15 protein-coding genes are annotated in these 18,531 nt (G+C 62.3%); 9 read left to right on the top strand and 6 right to left on the bottom strand.

All coding sequences use genetic code 11. The annotated features are described in order from the left end of the window. The first annotated feature begins 72 nt into the window (after nt 1–72). Nucleotides 73–1,482 (top strand): DNA double-strand break repair protein Mre11, encoded by a 1,410-nt coding sequence (mre11, locus tag AC6I6L_RS03495; protein ID WP_497916322.1) that lies wholly within the window; start codon nt 73–75, stop codon nt 1,480–1,482. Beyond that, nucleotides 1,479–4,157, top strand: coding sequence for a DNA double-strand break repair ATPase Rad50 (gene rad50, locus AC6I6L_RS03490; protein ID WP_497916321.1), 2,679 nt, complete (start codon nt 1,479–1,481; stop codon nt 4,155–4,157). Before mre11 ends, rad50 begins: the two co-directional genes overlap by 4 nt. A gap of 104 nt (nt 4,158–4,261) precedes the next feature. Here rad50 and AC6I6L_RS03485 read toward each other — a convergent pair whose 3' ends face one another. From AC6I6L_RS03485 to AC6I6L_RS03475, 3 genes are all read right to left on the bottom strand, one after another. Further along, nucleotides 4,262–4,729 (bottom strand): DUF7346 family protein, encoded by a 468-nt coding sequence (locus AC6I6L_RS03485; RefSeq protein WP_497916320.1) that lies wholly within the window; start codon nt 4,727–4,729, stop codon nt 4,262–4,264. 192 nt (nt 4,730–4,921) lie between these two features. Beyond that, nucleotides 4,922–5,380: a DUF7322 domain-containing protein gene (locus AC6I6L_RS03480; protein WP_497916319.1), complete on the bottom strand. Its 459-nt coding sequence runs from the start codon at nt 5,378–5,380 to the stop codon at nt 4,922–4,924. A gap of 74 nt (nt 5,381–5,454) precedes the next feature. Continuing rightward, entirely contained in the window at nt 5,455–5,643 is a 189-nt protein-coding gene (locus AC6I6L_RS03475; RefSeq protein WP_497916318.1) for a DUF7331 family protein, read from the bottom strand. A gap of 175 nt (nt 5,644–5,818) precedes the next feature. Between AC6I6L_RS03475 and AC6I6L_RS03470 the strand changes: the two genes are divergently transcribed. The 6 genes from AC6I6L_RS03470 to AC6I6L_RS03445 all read left to right on the top strand — a co-directional run bounded on the left by AC6I6L_RS03470 (nt 5,819) and on the right by AC6I6L_RS03445 (nt 13,715). Then, on the top strand, nt 5,819–8,545 hold the full coding sequence (locus AC6I6L_RS03470) for a DNA-directed DNA polymerase (RefSeq protein ID WP_497916317.1): 2,727 nt from the start codon (nt 5,819–5,821) through the stop codon (nt 8,543–8,545). A 265-nt stretch (nt 8,546–8,810) separates the two neighbouring features. Continuing rightward, complete coding sequence (locus tag AC6I6L_RS03465; RefSeq protein WP_497916316.1) at nt 8,811–9,719, top strand: ABC transporter ATP-binding protein; 909 nt, start codon at nt 8,811–8,813, stop codon at nt 9,717–9,719. Nucleotides 9,720–9,780: 61 nt separating this feature from the next. Further along, nucleotides 9,781–11,211 (top strand): Fe-S cluster assembly protein SufB, encoded by a 1,431-nt coding sequence (gene sufB, locus AC6I6L_RS03460; protein ID WP_497916315.1) that lies wholly within the window; start codon nt 9,781–9,783, stop codon nt 11,209–11,211. Nucleotide 11,212: 1 nt separating this feature from the next. Further along, nucleotides 11,213–12,448 (top strand): Fe-S cluster assembly protein SufD, encoded by a 1,236-nt coding sequence (sufD, locus tag AC6I6L_RS03455; RefSeq protein ID WP_497916314.1) that lies wholly within the window; start codon nt 11,213–11,215, stop codon nt 12,446–12,448. Nucleotides 12,449–12,673: 225 nt separating this feature from the next. Beyond that, complete coding sequence (locus tag AC6I6L_RS03450; RefSeq protein ID WP_497916313.1) at nt 12,674–13,168, top strand: ferritin-like domain-containing protein; 495 nt, start codon at nt 12,674–12,676, stop codon at nt 13,166–13,168. Between the two features lie 115 nt (nt 13,169–13,283). Continuing rightward, nucleotides 13,284–13,715 (top strand): metal-dependent transcriptional regulator, encoded by a 432-nt coding sequence (locus AC6I6L_RS03445; protein WP_497916312.1) that lies wholly within the window; start codon nt 13,284–13,286, stop codon nt 13,713–13,715. A 139-nt stretch (nt 13,716–13,854) separates the two neighbouring features. Here the strand turns inward: AC6I6L_RS03445 and AC6I6L_RS03440 are convergent, their stop codons facing one another. The 3 genes from AC6I6L_RS03440 to AC6I6L_RS03430 form a co-directional block, all read right to left on the bottom strand. Beyond that, nucleotides 13,855–15,711, bottom strand: a complete 1,857-nt coding sequence (locus AC6I6L_RS03440) for a phospholipase D-like domain-containing protein (RefSeq protein ID WP_497916311.1) — start codon at nt 15,709–15,711, stop codon at nt 13,855–13,857. 59 nt (nt 15,712–15,770) lie between these two features. Beyond that, nucleotides 15,771–17,114, bottom strand: a complete 1,344-nt coding sequence (locus AC6I6L_RS03435) for a HEAT repeat domain-containing protein (protein ID WP_497916310.1) — start codon at nt 17,112–17,114, stop codon at nt 15,771–15,773. A 66-nt stretch (nt 17,115–17,180) separates the two neighbouring features. After that, entirely contained in the window at nt 17,181–17,909 is a 729-nt protein-coding gene (locus tag AC6I6L_RS03430) for a protein sorting system archaetidylserine synthase (protein ID WP_497916309.1), read from the bottom strand. Nucleotides 17,910–18,051: 142 nt separating this feature from the next. Between AC6I6L_RS03430 and AC6I6L_RS03425 the strand changes: the two genes are divergently transcribed. Then, nucleotides 18,052–18,489 carry a cupredoxin domain-containing protein gene (locus tag AC6I6L_RS03425; protein ID WP_497916308.1) on the top strand — a complete coding sequence of 146 codons (438 nt, stop codon included), beginning with the start codon at nt 18,052–18,054 and terminating at the stop codon, nt 18,487–18,489. The last annotated feature ends 42 nt before the right edge of the window (nt 18,490–18,531 follow it).

Raw genomic sequence — 18,531 nt, 5'->3', positions numbered from 1 at the left:
GATCGAGCGGTCGATTTCACTTTCACCGCGATCGCACAACCCCTTTAGGGCAGCCACTCGAACGATCGTCCAATGACGCGGGTGATACACACGGGCGACACCCATATCGGGTATCAGCAGTACAACGCGCCCGATCGACGCCGGGACTTTCTCGAGGCGTTTCGACAGGTCGTCGACGACGCGGTAGCCGACGACGTAGACGCGGTGATCCACGCCGGCGACCTCTTTCACGACCGCCGCCCCGGCCTGATCGATCTGCAGGGAACCGTCGAAATCCTCCGGACCCTCGCCGACGCGGACATTCCCTTTCTCGCCGTCGTCGGCAACCACGAGGGCAAACGTGACGCCCAGTGGCTCGATCTGTTCGCGGATCTCGGTCTCGCAACGCGACTCGACGACCGGCCACACGTCATCGACGACGTGGCGTTTTACGGACTGGACTTCGTCCCGCGATCGCGTCGGGACGACCTCGAGTACGAGTTCGCTCCGGTCCCCGGGAAAGCCAACCACGCTACGCTCGTAAGCCACGGACTCTTCGAACCGTTCGCTCACGCCGACTGGGACACCAAACGCCTCCTCGCGGAATCGACCGTCGAGTTCGACGCCGTCTTGCTCGGCGACAACCACGAGGCCGACATTGCGGAGGTCGAGGACGCGTGGGTAACCTACTGCGGGTCGACGGAGCGTGCGAGCGCGAGCGAACGCGAGGCTCGCGGCTACAACCTCGTTCGCTTCGAGGAGGGCGAAGAGGTGACGATCCGCCGTCGTGGACTCGACGCCACCCGCGAGTTCGTCTTCGTCGACTGCGACCTCGAAGCCGACGAGGGAGTCGATCGCGTCCGGGAGCGCGTCCGCCAGTACGACCTCGAGGACGCGGTCGTCATCGTCACGATCGAGGGCGACGGCGATCCGATCACGCCGGCGACGATCGAGGAACTCGCCATCGATCGCGGGGCGCTCGTCGCCCGCGTCAACGATCGGCGGGACCTCCCGGAGGACGCCGAGGAGGTCTCGGTGAGTTTTGCCGACCCCGACGAGGTAGTCCGCGAACGCGTTCGCGAACTGGGACTCAGTAGCGCCGCCCGCGACCTCGACGAGACCGTCCGCAACGACGATCTTGCGGACGCGAACGTCCGCGAAACCGTCGAGCGCCGCGTTCGCGAGTTGGTCGAAGAGGATCGCGCGTCGTTCGCGCCCGCGGCCGACGGCGAGCAGACCGAGACTGACGGCGCGAGTGAAGCGACGACGGTTGCCGACGCGATCGCCAAACGCGACGGAGTCACGGAGACCGACGACGATGCTGGGGAGCGAGCCGTGACAGAACAGACAACGGCTGGAACCGAAGACGAAACGCCGGCTGGTGACGAAGACCCGGCGGAAGTCCCGGAAACGGCAGCGGTGGACGGTGGCGCCGGAGCGTCAGAAACCGGCGCCGACGAGGAAAACGACGCGGCCGACACTTCGTTGGGTGATTTCGCGTGAGGGTCGATCGCGTCAGGCTGCGAAATTTCAAGTGCTACGGCGACGCCAACCTCTCGCTCGATCGGGGTGTTACCGTCGTCCACGGGGTCAACGGGAGCGGGAAGTCGACGCTGCTCGAAGCGGTCTTTTTCGCGCTCTACGGATCGAAAGCGCTGGACGATCGGACCCTCGACGACGTCATCACGACCGGCGAGGAGGAGGCCGAGGTCGAACTCTGGTTCGCCCACGACGGGCGAGATTACCGTGTCGAACGTCATCTCAAACTGCGCGGCGATCGGGCGACGACCACGAAGTGCGTCCTCGAAACGCCGACGGAGACGATCGAGGGCGCACGCGACGTTCGTGCGGAGGTAACCCGGCTCCTGCGGATGGACGCCGACGCGTTCGTCAACTGCGCGTACGTCCGTCAGGGCGAGGTGAATAAGCTCATCCACGCCTCACCGAGCGATCGACAGGACATGATCGACGATCTCCTGCAACTCGGTGCGCTCGAGGAGTACCGCGAGCGGGCGAGCGATGCTCGACTTGGTGTCGACGACGTACTACGGGAGGTCCGCGGCGAGGTGAAGAGCCTCCAGGAGCAGATCGAACAGAAGGAAGCCAAGGACCTCCACGAGCGGCTAAACGGGCTCGAGTCCCGCCAGCAAGAGACGATAGACGAGATCGATCACTACGAATCCCAGCGCGAGCAGGCCCGGTCGACGCTCGACGATGCCGAGGAAGTGCTCGAACGGCACGAGGAAACCCGTGAGGAGATCGAAACGCTCGGCGAGGAGATCGACGAGCTTCGATCGAAGATTTCCGAGACCGAACGCAAGCGCGAAGACGCAAAAGACGACGTTCGCGAGTTACAAAACCGGCGGGAGGAACTGGCAGACGAACGCGTCAAGTTGCTGTCCGAAACCGATCTCGACGGGACCGACGGGGCGACCGTCGAGGGCCGGATCGAGACCCTCGAGGGACGGGATGACGATCTCCGGGACGAACTCGAGGACATTCGGGTGACGATCACGAAGAAAAACGAGACCGTTACGCAACTACGTAATGAGGCTACTGACCTCGAATCACGGGCAACCGAAGCCCGCGAGGAGGCGGACGCGCTCGAAACTCAACTCGAAGACGACGAGGAAACGATCGCCGATCGAGAGGCGAACCTGAACGAACTCGACGATCGGATCGAGACCGCCCGCACACGGTTCGAGGAGGTCCCGATCGCGTTCGGCGAGGCGGTCGACCACGTCGCCACGCTGGAAGCCGATCGCGGGGAACTAACCGACGAGATCGGCGACGTGACGGCCGACATCAGGGCCGCAGAGAACGCGATCGAGGAGGCCGAAGCGCTGCTCGAGCAAGGGAACTGTCCCGAATGTGGCCAACCGGTCGAAGAGTCGCCCCACGTCGACGTGCTCGAGGATCGACGCGAGGAACTCGAGTCGTTGGCGGCCGATCGAGAGCGCCTCGAGACGGAACGCGACGCGATCGACGAACGACTCGACGACGCCGAGGAGTTACGCGAGGCAGAACGGACCGTCGAGACGCTCGAGACCAATCGCGAGAACGTCGACCAGCTACTCACCGAGAAGCGTGAAACGGTCGCGGAACGCCGAGAAAAGCGCGATCAGTTGCGCGAGTCGGCCGACGAGTACGAGGCCGAGGCCGAGACGAAACGCGACGAGGCAGACGAGATCGAAGACGAAGTCGACACCGCACGGGAGGAACTCGGTGCGATCAACACCGAACGCGGCGAAATCAAGGCGTCACTGGAGGCACTCGAGCGGATCGTCGAGATTACCGACGAACGAGACGAACTGGCGGGCCGCATCGAGACGCACAGAGAGCGCAGATCGGACTGGAAGACGATGAACGACGAACGCCGGGAGCAGTTGTCGGCCAAGCGCGATCGCAAGCGCGAACTCGAGTCGGCGTTCGACGAGGAACGGGTCGAAAAGGCACGGGACAACAAGCGGAACGCGGCGGACTACATCGAGAACGTCGACGACAAACTTGCGGAGCTCGAAAAACGCCGTGACGAACTGGGGAACGCCATCGGGGCGGTCGAAAACGAGATCGACGAACTCGAGGCTCGACGCGAGGAACTCGAGTCCGTCCAGGATCGGTGTGCGGACCTCGAATCGCTCTACGACGAGACGGAGACGCTGCAGGCGACCTACGGTGACCTGCGATCGGAACTGCGCCAGCGCAACGTCGAAACGCTCGATCGCCTTCTGAACGAGACGTTCGAGCTGGTGTACCGGAACGATTCGTACGCGGGGATCGACCTGGACGGCGAGTACCGGCTGACGGTCTACCAGAAGGACGGCGAACCCCTCGAACCCGAACAGCTATCGGGTGGTGAACGGGCGCTGTTTAACCTGAGTCTCCGGTGTGCGATCTACCGCCTGCTCGCAGAGGGCGTCGAGGGCACGGCACCGATGCCACCGCTGATTCTGGACGAACCGACCGTCTTCCTCGATTCGGGCCACGTCACGCAACTCGTCTCGCTCGTCGAGTCGATGCGGGATCTGGGCGTCGAACAGATCGTCGTCGTCAGCCACGACGAGGAACTGGTCGGTGCGGCCGATTCGCTCGTGCGAGTCGAGAAAGATGCGACCTCGAACCGATCGCAACTCGAGCGGGGCGAGCCGCCGGAGTCGGCGTTGCTCGCGTCCGACTGATACGGTCCGTTGTGATTCGATACCGGAGATTGCCTGGCTGGAGCAGTCGATCACCGGTAACACGGGACAACAATCCGTATAGGCGAGTCGAACCGGGACCGAACTCAGGAACCGACGGTCGATCGATCGTCGCCTGCGGTCGCGACTTCTCCGCCGCCGCGGAGAACGTCGAGCGCCTGCTCGCTGCGCTCGGTTAGTCGGTAGCCGCGTTCGCCGGCGACGTCGGTTTCGGTGATGAGGTCGGCCGCCGACAGCACCGTGAGACGGCCGTGGAGGTCGCTCTCACAGAAGTCGTACCTCTCTAAGAGCGTGCGGATGTCGAGCGATCCTCGTTCGTCGAGTTCGACGAGCAATCCGAGCGTTTCCTCGTCGTGAACCGTCGTCAGGAGGGTCCGAACGGGCGCAGAAACCGTTCTTGCTGCCGTCTCGAGGACCGACTCGTCGATCGATTCGAGGCGATCGTTCTGGACGTAACACTCGTTTCCGGTTTCGGGATCGCGGACGAGACTCGCACTGTCGGAGGACTTGAGCAACAAATAGCGTTTCCCGGTGTCGTCGCGTACGGTTTTCATGGTGAACTCGATCGTCCGGTGACTGATATTCGTCGATGATCGTTCATGTAGATTTCGTTCGGCTGCGACGATCGATACTCGCCGGTGCCGTCAATTGAACTCCTCGGTTCAGTCCGAGGGTCGCCTCTCGCTCTCACCGCTGGTCTCCTCGCTCGTGAAGTCGTCTCCCCATCTCTCGTGGTCGCTCCGCGTTCAGCGATCGTTCCGCCTCCTCGCCTCGGAATTCGGCGCATTGGCGTTTGCGTCCCCGTCGCGATCTGGATCAGCGTCGGCGGTCGTCTCGGAGGGCTCGTCGTCGGTGTCACGCCGCTCGTACGATCGATACCGACGGTAGGCAAACCCAAAGAGGATGACGGATACTATGAGCAAGGCGACACTCCGCGTGGTACCCTGCTCGAAGGCGAGAAAGAGAATCCCAAGCGCCAGGGCGAGAATTGCACCATTGAGGACGAGGACGAGCGACCAGAAGTGTTCGAGCAGGTCCGCAGAGACGTCCATTTCGACGGACGAACCGTCGGGAACCGTCGGCGACGGCGGCTCGTCGGTCTCGCGAGTAACGTCCGGAATCGTCAGCGTGTCGCTGTCCGGGTCACGAAACTCCGCTTCGGGATCGTACTCCTCCGGTTCGTGCTCGGTCCGATCGAACACCACAGCAGTGAGGACGAGAAGCGGGCGCAAAAGGGTTCGCGTTCGAGTCGATCCGGCGTCGGCGGGCGGTCGTCGCCTCAGGCGAGTTCCGAAAGTTCGATCGTCTGGGAGGTTTCTACCCAGGCCAGGGGGTTTTCGGCGTCGTAGAAGACGACACCGTCTTCCGTCTCGTAGGCTTCGATCGTCGCGGTGCCCTCGGGATCGCGACGTGGTTCACTACTATCCGTCGTATCGTCGCCGTTTACGCTGGTGGACACTTCGATCACCTGACTGTATGCTAAGTGTTACCACATTATATGTCTTGTTGCCTCTACAATATCACGTTGTACCTGTCGATGACGATCAGTTGACTCGAAGTATCCTCACAGATGATAGGAATTCGGTGGCGCTCTGGGACCGGAGTACTGGGGTTTTTATTTGCCCACTCCCAATCTCGAGACCATGACTAAGGCGGGACAGGCCGGACTCTCGGACTTTTCTTCGGAGTCGACAGACCGGCCGGACGAAGAGGCAGTCGCCGTCGCCGGCAACGGCGGGACGAGCGCCGCCGACGTGATCGATGTCGTCGAAGAGACGCTTCCGGCCGCTGACGGCGAACTCGAACTCGCCGTTATGCAGGTCGACTACACGATCGCCGGCTACGGCGACGAGGAACGACCGATCATGCACGTGTTCGGACGAACGCCCGACGGGGAACTCGAACACGTCCAGGTCGTGGGCTTCCAGCCGTACTTCTACGCCCCGACGGAGACAGTCGATCGTCCGCCGGAGGAGGCGTACGATCGACTGACTGGGAGCGAGGAAGTCGACGCGGACGGCAACCACTACGAAAGCATCCGGGGAGAGCGCTTGACCAAGATTTTCGGACAAACGCCTCGCGACGTCGGGCAGGTTCGCGACGAGTTCGAACACTACGAAGCCGACATCCTGTTTCCAAACCGGTTCCTGATCGACAAGGACATTCGCAGCGGGATTCGGCTTCCGGAGCGACGCGCCGACGACGACTCGATCGTCGTCCCTCACGACGAAGTCGAGGCGGCCCCCATCGACGCGATACCGCGCGTCCAGACGTTCGACATCGAGGTCGACGATCGGTCGGGCTTTCCCGAAGACGGCGAGGAGCCGATCGTCTGTCTCACCAGCCACGATTCCTACGACGACGAGTACATCATGTGGCTCTACGAGGCCCCGATTGGTGACGGCGAAATCCCCACCGAGATCAGTGACTACGACCCGATCGAGGGACCGATCGAACACGAGATTCGGTCGTTCGACCGAGAGGAAGCGATGCTCGACGCCTTCATCGAGTACATCCGAGAAACTGATCCAGATGTCCTTACGGGCTGGAATTTCGAGGACTTCGACGCGCCGTACCTCCTCGACCGACTCGAGGAACTGCAAGGTGGCCACGAGTACGACCTCTCGATCGATCGACTCTCGCGGGTCGACGAAGTCTGGCGGAGCAACTGGGGCGGTCCCGATATCAAAGGGCGAGTCGTCTTCGACCTGCTGTATGGCTACCAGCGGATGGTCTTCTCCGAACTCGATTCCTACCGCCTGGATGCGGTTGGCGAGGCCGAGTTAGGCGTCGGGAAAGAACGGTACGCCGGTGATATCGGTGATCTCTGGGAAGACGATCCGACGCAGTTGCTCGCGTACAACCTCCGGGATGTCGAAATCTGCGTCGAACTCGATCGCCAACAGGAAATTATCCCCTTCTGGGACGAGGTGCGCGCGTTCGTCGGCTGTAAGCTCGAGGACGCACCGACGCCGGGCGACGCGGTCGACATGTACGTCCTCCACGAGGCCCACGGCCGCTTTGCGCTGCCGTCGAAGGGCCAACAGGAAGCCGGCGAGGAGTACGAGGGCGGGGCAGTGTTCGAGCCGATTACGGGCGTCAAAGAGAACATCACGGTGCTCGACCTGAAGTCGCTGTACCCGATGTGCATGACGACGATCAACGCCTCGCCGGAGACGCGGGTCGATCCGGACGAGTACGACGGCGAAACCTACATCGCACCCACGGAACCCGAGCCGATTCACTTCCGCAAGGAGCCAGACGGCGTGATGCGTGAGATGATCACCGAACTGCTCGCCGAGCGGGAGGAGAAGAAATCGCTGCGCAACGAGTACGAACCCGGTGCGCCGGAGTACGAACAGTACGATCGCCAGCAGGGGGCGGTGAAGGTCATCATGAACTCGCTCTACGGAGTGTCCGGATGGGAACAGTTCCGCCTTTATGACAAAGAAGCAGCATCCGCAATCACCGCTACTGGGCGCGAGGTCATCAAATTTACGGAGACTGCTGCAAACGAACTGAGTTATCAGGTCGCATATGGTGACACCGACAGCGTCATGCTCGAACTCGGTCCCGAGGTGTCGAAAGCGGAAGCGATCGAGCACTCCTTCACTATCGAGGAGTACCTCAACGATCGGTACGACGATTTCGCGCGCGAGGATCTGAACGCCGACGAGCACCGCTTTCAGATCGAGTTCGAGAAACTCTACCGCCGGTTCTTCCAGGCGGGCACGAAGAAACGCTATGCGGGGCACATCATCTGGAAGGAAGGGAAAGACGTCAACGACGTCGATATCACCGGCTTCGAGTACAAGCGATCGGACATCGCCCCGATCACCAAGGAGGTCCAACATCGCGTCATCGAGATGATCGTCCGCGAAGGCGATATCGAGGGGGCAAAGGAGTACGTCAACGGGGTCATCGAAGACGTGCTCGCGGGCAACGCCTCGCTCGAAGAGATCGGTATTCCGGGCGGAATCGGCAAGCGCCTGGACAACTACGACACCGACACGGCACAGGTCCGGGGCGCGAAGTACGCCAACCTGCTGCTCGGGACCAATTTCCAACGCGGGAGCAAACCCAAGCGGCTCTACCTCGATCGGGTCGACCCCGCGTTCTTCCGGCGCATGGAGGACGAAGAGGGGTTCGATCCCCAACGTGATCCCCTCTACGGTGCGTTCAAGCGCGATCCCGACGTCATCTGCTTCGAGTACGATGATCAGATTCCCGACGAGTTCGAGGTCGACTACGACAAGATGTTAGAGAAGACGCTGCAGGGACCGATCGAGCGAATTCTCGAGGCCCTCGACGTCTCCTGGGAAGAGGTCAAAAGCGGGCAAGAACAGACCGGACTGGATCAGTACTGGTAGCCGCGAACCGCCGTATTCACACAGCGCTCACCGGTGGCGTCAACCAAACCGTGCTAATTCCGCCTAATCTCCAGTTTCCAGGCCCTGTAGTGCCGCTTTTTTATGTTGTTGGTTTCCGAACCTCTCGACAAGTACGCAGATAACTTCTCGTTACCACTCGTTGGGTTCACCATACGGAAAATTATTTTGGTGATGGAAAATCGTATGCAATCGGATACGAAACCGTTATCAGTGATACGACCTACCCTCCAAACGACAGAGAACTATGGCACGTCTCGAACTACGCAACCTGCACGCGGAAGTGGCGGAAGGCGGCGAGAAGATTCTCGACGGCGTCGACCTGGAAGTCAAATCGGGCGAGATTCACGCCCTGATGGGTCCGAACGGCTCCGGGAAATCGACGACCGCGAAGGTCATCGCCGGCCACCCGGCCTACGAGGTCACCGACGGCGAGGTCCTGTTGCACCTCGAAGAAGACGAGTTCGGTGACGGCATCGAGATCGACGAGGACCAGCGAACCTGGAATCTGCTCGATCTCGAACCCAACGAACGTGCCGCACTCGGCGTGTTCCTCGGCTTCCAGTACCCGGCCGAGATCGAGGGCGTCACGATGACGAACTTCCTTCGAACGGCGCTGAACGCCAAAATCGAGGAGCGAGAGGAGCTCTTCGAGGACGAAGACGACGCGGAGGCTGAGGCGGAGGACGAAGGATTCGAGACCTCCCCGATGGAGGGACCGGCCGACGACGGCGAGGTCGGCGTCGCCGAGTTCCAGAAAATCCTCCAGGAGAAGATGGAACAGCTGGACATGGACGAACGATTCGCCCAGCGCTATCTCAACGCCGGCTTCTCCGGTGGGGAAAAAAAGCAGAACGAAGTGCTCCAGGCGGCCATCCTCGAACCCTCGATCGCCGTCCTCGACGAGATCGACTCGGGGCTCGACATCGATCGCCTCCAGGACGTTTCACAGGGAATCAACGCACTCCGTGACGAGCAGGGAACCGGTATCCTCCAGATCACCCACTACCAGCGTATCCTCGACTACGTCGAACCCGATCACGTCCACGTGATGCTCGACGGGCAGATCGCAAAGAGCGGCGACGCCTCGCTCGCAGAAGAACTCGAGGACAAGGGGTACGACTGGGTCCGCGAAGAGGTCTACGAGACCGCGTAACCGGATTCGGCTAGAACAACGGTAATAACCCTACAGCCGTAACCATATACACAATCACATTATGAGTTCCGAACAAGACCACCTCAAAGAAACTGACACCGAAGCGCGGTTCGAGTTCAAGAAAGACCAGAACGCCGCGGTGAAATCCGACAAGGGACTGACCGAGGAGGTCATCCGTATGATCTCCGAGGACAAAGACGAACCCGACTGGATGCTCGAGCGCCGTCTGCGCGCGCTCAAGCAGTACCAGAACATGCCGATGCCCTCGGATTGGCCCGGCATGCCGGACCTCTCCGGACTCGACGTCGAAGAGATCATCCCGTACATCCGCCCGGACGTCGACAAGCGCGAAGGCGTCGACGACTGGACCGAACTGCCCGAGGAGATCAAAGACACCTTCGATAAACTCGGCATCCCGGAAGCCGAAAAGAACGCACTCTCCGGCGTCGGTGCCCAGTACGAGTCCGAGGTCGTCTACCAGAACATGCAAGAGCAGTGGGAGGAGAAGGGCGTCGTGTTCATGAACATGGACCGCGCGGTCCAGGAACACCCTGACCTCGTCAAAGAGTACTTCATGACGACCTGCGTCCCCCCGAGTGACAACAAGTTCGCCGCACTCCACGGGGCCGTCTGGTCCGGCGGCTCGTTCGTGTACGTCCCCGAGGACGTCACCGTCGAGATGCCGGTTCAGGCGTACTTCCGCATGAACTCCGAAGGGATGGGCCAGTTCGAGCACACGCTCATCATCGCCGAGGAGGGCTCAGAAGTCCACTACATCGAGGGCTGTTCTGCACCCAAGTACGGCACCCACAACCTCCACTCCGGCGGCGTCGAGGTCTTCGTCAAAGAAGACGCTCACGTCCAGTACTCGACCGTCCAGAACTGGTCGAAGAACACGTTCAACCTCAACACCAAGCGGGCGATCGTCGAATCGAACGGAACGATGGAGTGGATCTCAGGCTCGATGGGCTCGAAGGCCACCATGCTCTACCCCTGCTCGATCCTCAAGGGCCGCGGCGCGACGGACACCCACATCACGATCGCGTTCGCCGGCGAGGGCCAGGACATCGACACCGGCGCGAAGGTCTACCACAACGCGCCGAACACGAAATCGACGATCGAATCCAAGTCGATCTCCAAGGACGGCGGCCGCACCAATTACCGCGGCCTCGTTCACATCGCGGACGGTGCCGAGAATTCGAGCACCGCCGTCGAGTGTGACGCCCTGATGTTCGACAACGAGTCCACGTCGGACACCATGCCGTACATGGAGATCGAGGAGTCGAAAGTCGACGTCGCCCACGAGGCGACCGTCGGCAAGATCGGCGACGAGGACATTTTCTACCTTCAGAGCCGCGGGCTGGACGACGACGACGCCAAGAAGATGATCGTCGCCGGCTTCATCGAGCCGATCACGGAGGAACTGCCGATCGAATACGCCGTCGAACTCAACCGTCTCATTGAACTCGAGATGGAGGGAAGCCTCGGATAATATGAGCGCAGGAACACAGGTTCACGCCAATCTGACGGAAGCACAGGTCCGCGAAATCAGCGAGAGCCTCGACGAGCCAGCGTGGCTCACCGAAACGCGGCTGGAAGCGCTTGAGGCCCTCGACGAACTCGAGATGCCGCCAGTCATTCGGACCCCCGGACGCGACTGGACGAATCTCCACGAGCTGGATTACGAGTCGCTGGTCGACCCGTTGAACACGGCCGAGGACAAGGACCAGGTCGGTCCCGACGAGGTCGACGTCTTGCCATGGGCCGAGGCAGTCGACGAACACGAGGACCTCCTCGAAGAGCACTTCGGCTCGGTTATCGATCCGCAGGAGAACTATCTGACAGCCCTCTCGACGGCGCTGTTTAGCACCGGGACTGTCGTCTACGTTCCCGAGGGCGTCGACGCCGAAGACGTTACGATCCGAACCGAACAGAACTCCCGATCGCTGTTCAACTACACGCTCGTCATCACCGAGGAGTCCTCGTCGGTCACGATTCTCGAACGGCAGTCCACCGGTGAGGACAGCGAGACGGGGACACAGGGCGAGCAGTACTACAGCGGCATCGTCGAGGTTGTTGCGGGCGAGAACAGCTACGTCCAGTACGGCAGCCTGCAGAACCTCTCGGAAGACGCCTACAACTTCACGCACAAACGCGGCGTCGCCGACACCTACGCGACGATCAACTGGATCGAGGGGAACATCGGAACGCAGCTAACCAAAACTAGCGTCGAGACCAAACTCGCCGGTGACAGTTCCGAAACCCAGATCGTCGGGGCGTTCTACGGCCACAACGACCAGCACTTCGACCTCGACGTGAGGGTCTGGCACCGCGCTGAACACACCACCGCAGACCTCGTCACTCGCGGCGTCACCGACGACGTCGCCCGATCGGTCTACGAGGGCGTCCAGGACGTCGGCAAGGACGCCTGGGACACCAGCTCCTACCAGCGCGAGAATACGCTCATGCTTTCGGATGAGAGCGAAGCCGACGCCTCGCCGAAGCTGATCATCAACAACCACGACACCGAAGCCAGCCACTCGGCGACGGTCGGCCAGATCGACCGGGAGGACCTGCTGTACATGACCTCTCGCGGGATCGATCCGCGCTCGGCGCGTAATATGCTCGTCGAAGGGTTCTTCGTGCCAGTGTTCGAAGAAATCGCCGTCGATGAACTGCGCGAGGACCTCGAAACGCTGGTTCACGATCGACTGCGCCAGCGCGACTAACGCGACGCTCGAACCGACGCGAGCGCAACCCGCACGGAATCCATTTTTCGCTGGAACCGCCCCATCGGTGTGGGGCGGGAACCGTTCGACCCGTTCTTCGATCGCGACCGGGGGATCGATCGCTGCAAGGTGTGAGAAGACTGGTCCCGTTGCCGGATTCCAAGGTGGCTCGTCGGTCTCCGAGAGATGCTGGAAGTTAAGTAGCATGCCCTCCGAACGGATGGTATGAGTCTGGGACAGCGCGTCTCGAGCGATCACCAGCTCGCCCGACTCCTCCAGATTGGGGTCGTACTGGAGGAGGTCGTCGAGTCGCGCGCAGCCCACCACCTCGACTCGCTGCCGGCGGCGGAACGGACGGCGGTCGACGAGGAGGTGTGCGAACTGCTTGCCGACGCCGCAGAGGAGTCAGCCGACCACCGCGATCGGCTGGAAGCGCTAATCGACGAACTCGACGCCGAGACGGTCGCCTACGAGGAAATTAACGCACTCGTCGACGCGAGGTACGGGCCACCCGAAGACACGGACGGCGTGCTCTACGACCAACTGGCCAACGAGGAGACGGCTTACAAATTCTACGACGACCTGATCGAGGCGATCGAGGCCTCCGACTCGGCGTTTGCAATCGACCGCGATCGACTACTCGAGACGCTATCAGCCATCCGCGAAGAGGAAAAAGAAGGCGTTCAAGAAGTGACCGAGGTCATGGAGCACAGAGCATGATCCGGCCCGTGAGCCAGGGGACGGCCGTCGAAGACGAGTCGACCACAACGTCGATCGCTCGGTCCGAACCGACTGCACAGACCGCACAGACTGCACCGACCGACGGAGGGACCCAATGAACACTGCAGACCAGTACCTCAAAGCGATCTATCTCGCCCAGCGTATCGAAGACGGCCCCGCCTCGACCGGGACGCTCGCTGACCTGCTCGAGGTCAGTCCGGCAAGCGTCAACGAAATGATTGGAAAACTCGAAGCGCGCGATCTCGTCGAACACGAGAAGTACAAGGGGGCCAGCCTGACCGATGACGGTCTCGAGCGCGCACACAACGCGCTCCAGACGTACTGCATCATCGAACGGTTTCTCGCGAACGTCCTCGAGGTCGAAGAGTTTCGTGAGGAAGCCCGCGCTCTCGAGAGCGTCATCGACGACACCGTCGCCGGGCGTCTGGATACCATTATCGATCGCCCCGCACAGTGTCCCGACTGCTTTGACCCCGATCGAGACTGCTGTGAACTGCTGGTCGAAGTCGGCAACTGTGCGGACTGATACGGATTCGCGTCATCAATGACCGCCGAACGGCCAACACGGTTCGCCGTTCGGCGGTACCTACGGGCACGAATCCGTATGAGCCGTCCGCGACCCCGTTTTCGATGAACGAGTAGTCTCCACGACCGGGGTATCCAAATCAGCGTCTATTTTTTGGGACGGCCGGCGACTCGTCGCCAAATCGGACGTACCGCCGTCCGAGAACTGCCGCCGCCGAGAGTGCGGCGACGACCGTCGCGGATAGTCCGAGCGGAAGCGTCCAGGAGTCTCCCTCCCAGTCGTCCTTGAACACGGCGGCGTAGTAGGCGCCTGCGTCGTCGCCGTGGAGGGCGAGGAGTACCTCCCGGTTGTGCTGGAGGGAGTTGTCGTTCCAGTTGGCGCTGCCGACGATCGCAGCCTCGCGATCGACGACGACTCCCTTCGCGTGGATCTTCTCGAAGGCGTCGGTGTCGGCGACGAGTTTGACCTCAAAATCGAGCCCCTCTCGCTCGGCGGTTCGTTCGAGGTCGGCCGCCAGTCTGTCGTGGTCGTCTTCGACGTACCACGAGGAATCGAGCAGGAGTCGCACGGAGACGCCGCGGTGGGCGGCCGCGATCGACGCTTCGAGTACCGAGACGTCCGGATCGACGCTCGCTTGCTTGATGAGCAGTTCCTCGTCGGCGTCTTCGATGAGCGTTTCGAGCCGAGACTCGGCGTTGTCGGGTGCAAGCAGGAGTTCGACCGATTCGATCGAGACGGTGACCGGTTGGTGGTCGGCATCGAACGACCGCGGAGGCGGGGCGTCGTCCTCGACGAACGACGCGTCGGCCAGGTGGGCCGCCCCCGACTTGGTGTCCCAGCCCTCGAAGTCAGCCCGGAACACGGTGGCGAGGTCGGTCGCGAGATCGGCGTCGGTGACGCGAACGCCCCACCCGCGACTCGATTCGCCGCCGACGCCGGATGGTTTCCAGTTCTCGGTCGTTACGAGCACCGCATCGTCCGCCACGGCGTACTTCGGGTGGTGAAACCGATACCGGGCCCCTTCACCACCGATGACGCGAACGTCGACGTTTGTCTTCAGCAGCGTGTCGATGCGCGATCGAGTCCGTGCTGGGGTCCCGCCGACCGGCCCGGATTCGATGAGAACGGCCACGTCGACGCCACGGGCGGACGCGTCGACGAGCGCGTCCGTAATCTCGCGATCGGTGAACGTGTACCCCGCAATCAGGAGTCGGTCCTCCGCGTCCCGGATCGTCTCCAGTGGTACGTCGGGCGAGTCCGGAAGCACGAACGCCGTCGCCTCGTCGATGTCGAACGTCGAGACGGGGCGACAGGTCGCCCCTCTCGGCCACCACTCCCCGTCTCCGTCCGCTTCCCAACTCGAACCGGTCGTAGACTCGGCCTCGCGATCGTCCTCGGCCGTTCGGTACCATTGTTGAGCGAGCGGCGCTCGGTCGTAGGCGACGGTATCGACGACCTCCGTCCCGTTGCGGAGTGTCAGTTCGTCGCCGTCGACGGCGAGACGAAGCGCTCCGTCGAGTTCGACGATCGGACCGTCGGTCAGTTCCGCGGTCGCGTCAGGATCGGTACTGAGCGCGATTCGGCCCGAAACGGTCTCGTTCGGGAGGCGCGCGGTCGTGTGTCCGTCGGTGATCGTCCAGTTCGTGAGACGGGTTGCCGGCGGCGTCTCGAGGACGAGATACTCGCCGACGTTTCCGTGCGCCGTAGGGTTCGGATAGAGTTCGACGATGCGCGCGGTGCCGGCTGTCGGTGGCGGGTTGGTCGTGGCGCGGCCGTGATGCCCGGACGGACAGTCGAGCGACGCCTCCGGAGACACGGACGAGACTCGTTCATCGGTGGCCTCGCTTGCCGGTGTCGTCGATCGATGGTCTCCGTCCGGTTGGGCCGTTCCGGCTCCCGGTATCGCCAGCGCGACGGCTCCGATCGGCGTTGCGGTCGCGAGACTCGCAGTTACCAGAAGCGTTAGTACGACGACTGCTCGTCCTCGGCCGGCCATCAGAGCGTCTGGCCGCCCGTTCGTATTTAAACCGTGGGAAAATCAGCCGCCGAATGCAATCAGGTTGCCGGCTCGAGGTCGACGCGCTCGGCTTCCGCCTGAACGAGGTACGCGCGATCGTCCTCGTACTCCGCGACGGTCTCGAGGGCTTCACGGGTACCGATACGGGTGAGCGCCCACGCAGCACTTGCCCGGACGCGATCGGACTCGTCGTCGTCGAGAACGTCCGCGAGGGGGGCGATCGCGCGGGTGTCACCGATCAGGCCGAGCGCGCGGGCGGCCCAGCTTCGGACGTCCGGGTTGTCCTCGACGAGCTGGTTGGCGATCGGCTGGACGGCGTCCTCGGCACCGATTTCGCCAAGCGCCCGGAACGCCGGTCCCTGAAGGTTCGGGTTGGAGTCGACGTAATCCAGCAAGGTCTCGACGATCTCCTCGTCATCGACGCCGATCTTCCCGAGGATCGACATCGCCGCCGTATCGCGGCGGTTTGCCTTCTGGAGCATCGGCTCGATCGCCTCCTCGGGCCCCATCCGCTCTAAGGCTTCCATGCAGTGTTCCTCCATGAAGTCCGAGTCGAACGTCTCCAGGGCCAGCAGGATCATGTCGACGTTGCCACGCTTTTCGTGAACTTTGAGTGCGTGCCACTCGGGCGGGAAGTCCTTGACGTGATCGAGCACGTCGTAAAATCCCTCGCGTCGCATCTGTTCGCGGATCTGGAGGTCGGTCCACTCCGTCGCGTCGTCGATGTCCGACTGGAGCGCGTCGGTGGCTTCGAGCAGCTCTGCGATCGTCTCGGCGTCGTCGTCCGGGTCTAGATTCGCGTCGTCGACAGAATCTACTGCGTGCTCGAGCGTCGTTTCGAGCTGTTCGGGGACGCCTTCGCCCTCGTTACTCAGCGTGACCGCGCTTCCGAGGATCTCGTTGCACGCGTCGAGGAAGTCGTCGACCGCCTCGATCAGTTCCGCGTTCCCTTCCTCGGTCCAGCGGGTTCCCGTGATCGTCCCGCTCGCGCTCTCGATTTCGCTGATGATGTCTTCGGCGTAGGGACCGCGCTGGTCCTCGAGATCGGATTCGAGATCCGACACGTCGCTCTCGATGTCGTCGTAACGATCCTGGAGTTCTTCCTCCGGTGGGACTGTCTCTTCCTCGTCGTCTTCCTCCTCGTCTTCGTCTTCTTCCGGCGGTTCCGGGATCTCGATCGTTTCGAGTTCCGAGCGGAACGATTCGATGTCCGCCTCCACGACGTCGAGGTCGTCTTCGGTCTCGGCGGCCTCGAGATCGCTCGCGAGCGCCTCGAGGTCGTCCTCGCGAGCCGCGAGTTCGGTCCGGATCGCGTCGAGATCGATCGGTTCGGCCTCCGCGTCGCCTTCGGCGTCGTCGCCAGGGGTCTCCTCGTCACTCATACTCCCACCTCGTGACGGTACCGACGCGTGACAGTGCTCATACCTACAGGTCGTGTCAGCACGTTCCTAAGCGTTTCCATGCAGCCCAGTCTCTGCTGGCACCGGCTCGTCTTCTCGCCAGTAGAACCAGGGACTGAGCGTCATGTACGCGATGCCGAGCATCACGAGTGCGTAGGGGAACGTGCGCCCGGCGAAATTCGGGACGATGATCGCGAGGGCGTGGACGACGCCCATGATTCCGGCGTCGCGTGCGAGCAGATCGGGATACTGAATGCGCGAGACCATCAAATAACAGAACGCACCGGTGACTGCGAGCACGAGCCAGGGGTCCGCGACGCCCGCGAGGATTGCCGCGCCCATGATGGTCGCCGCGAGCGTCGTCTGAACGCCTTCCGTGTAGCCGCCAGTCGTATCGTACGCCGTGTACAGTCCCAGCCGAGCGACGGCCATCGCGACGAACAGCGCGCTGACCGCCGTCACGAGCAGGAGTTCGGCCGTGATCGTCTCGAAGCCGATACCGAGGCCGTCGCGTACCACGACGAACGCGAGCACCGCGGGCGCGATCGCAAACGACGCCACGTCGGCCAGCGAATCGAGAAACGGGCCGGCGTCCGTACCGCCGTACCGTCGCGCGAGGATCCCGTCGAGCCCGTCGGCGATGGCTGCGAGCAAGATAAGTCGTGCGGCCAGGTGGATATCGACGAACGCGACGACGACGGCGACGAAACCGAGCGCGGCGTTGGCGATCGTCACCGCGTCGGCGACGCCCAGCCGACCGACGAACCGGGGGAGCATACTCCCGGTTTCGACCGGCCGATACCTTACGTGTTTTTGTTCGGATCGCAGCGAAGCCTCGGCAGTGTCCATCGACAGTCACACCCTGTGGCTGACATTTCGAACCGGGCCGGTTATATTCCGACTGTCCTAACGCCCACGTATGAACCGGCGCGTCCTACTCGCAGCCCTCGGAACCGGTGCGAGTGCTGGACTGGCAGGCTGTTCGTCCGTTCTCAATATCGTTGACGACGACCCCTGCAGTGGCGGCGAGTGCGATATCGGCATGACGCGAAACGAGTTCCTCCCCGCTGTCTACGAGACGACCGTCGGTGACCCGGTCGTCTGGAAGAACACGAGCGGCGCAGATCACACGATCACCGCCCGCGAAAATAGCCTTCCGGAAGGTGCCGAGTACTTTGCAACCGGGGGGTACGACGACGAGGAAACGGCGATCGAGGCCTGGCACGACCACCGCGGCGGTCGGTTGGGGACCCGAGAAACCTTCGAACACACGTTCGAGGTACCGGGTACGTACCTGTACATTTGCGAACCCCACGTCGAAGCGGGGATGATCGGACGAGTTGTCGTCACCGAGTGACACTCTCTGCAGAAAGTATTTATGAGCGGCGTCGAATTTGTA

The sequence above is a fragment of the Halosolutus sp. DAT137 genome, from assembly GCF_059736405.1.
Note: the sequence above shows the minus strand (reverse complement) of the source record. Positions and strands in the feature narration are given on the sequence as shown.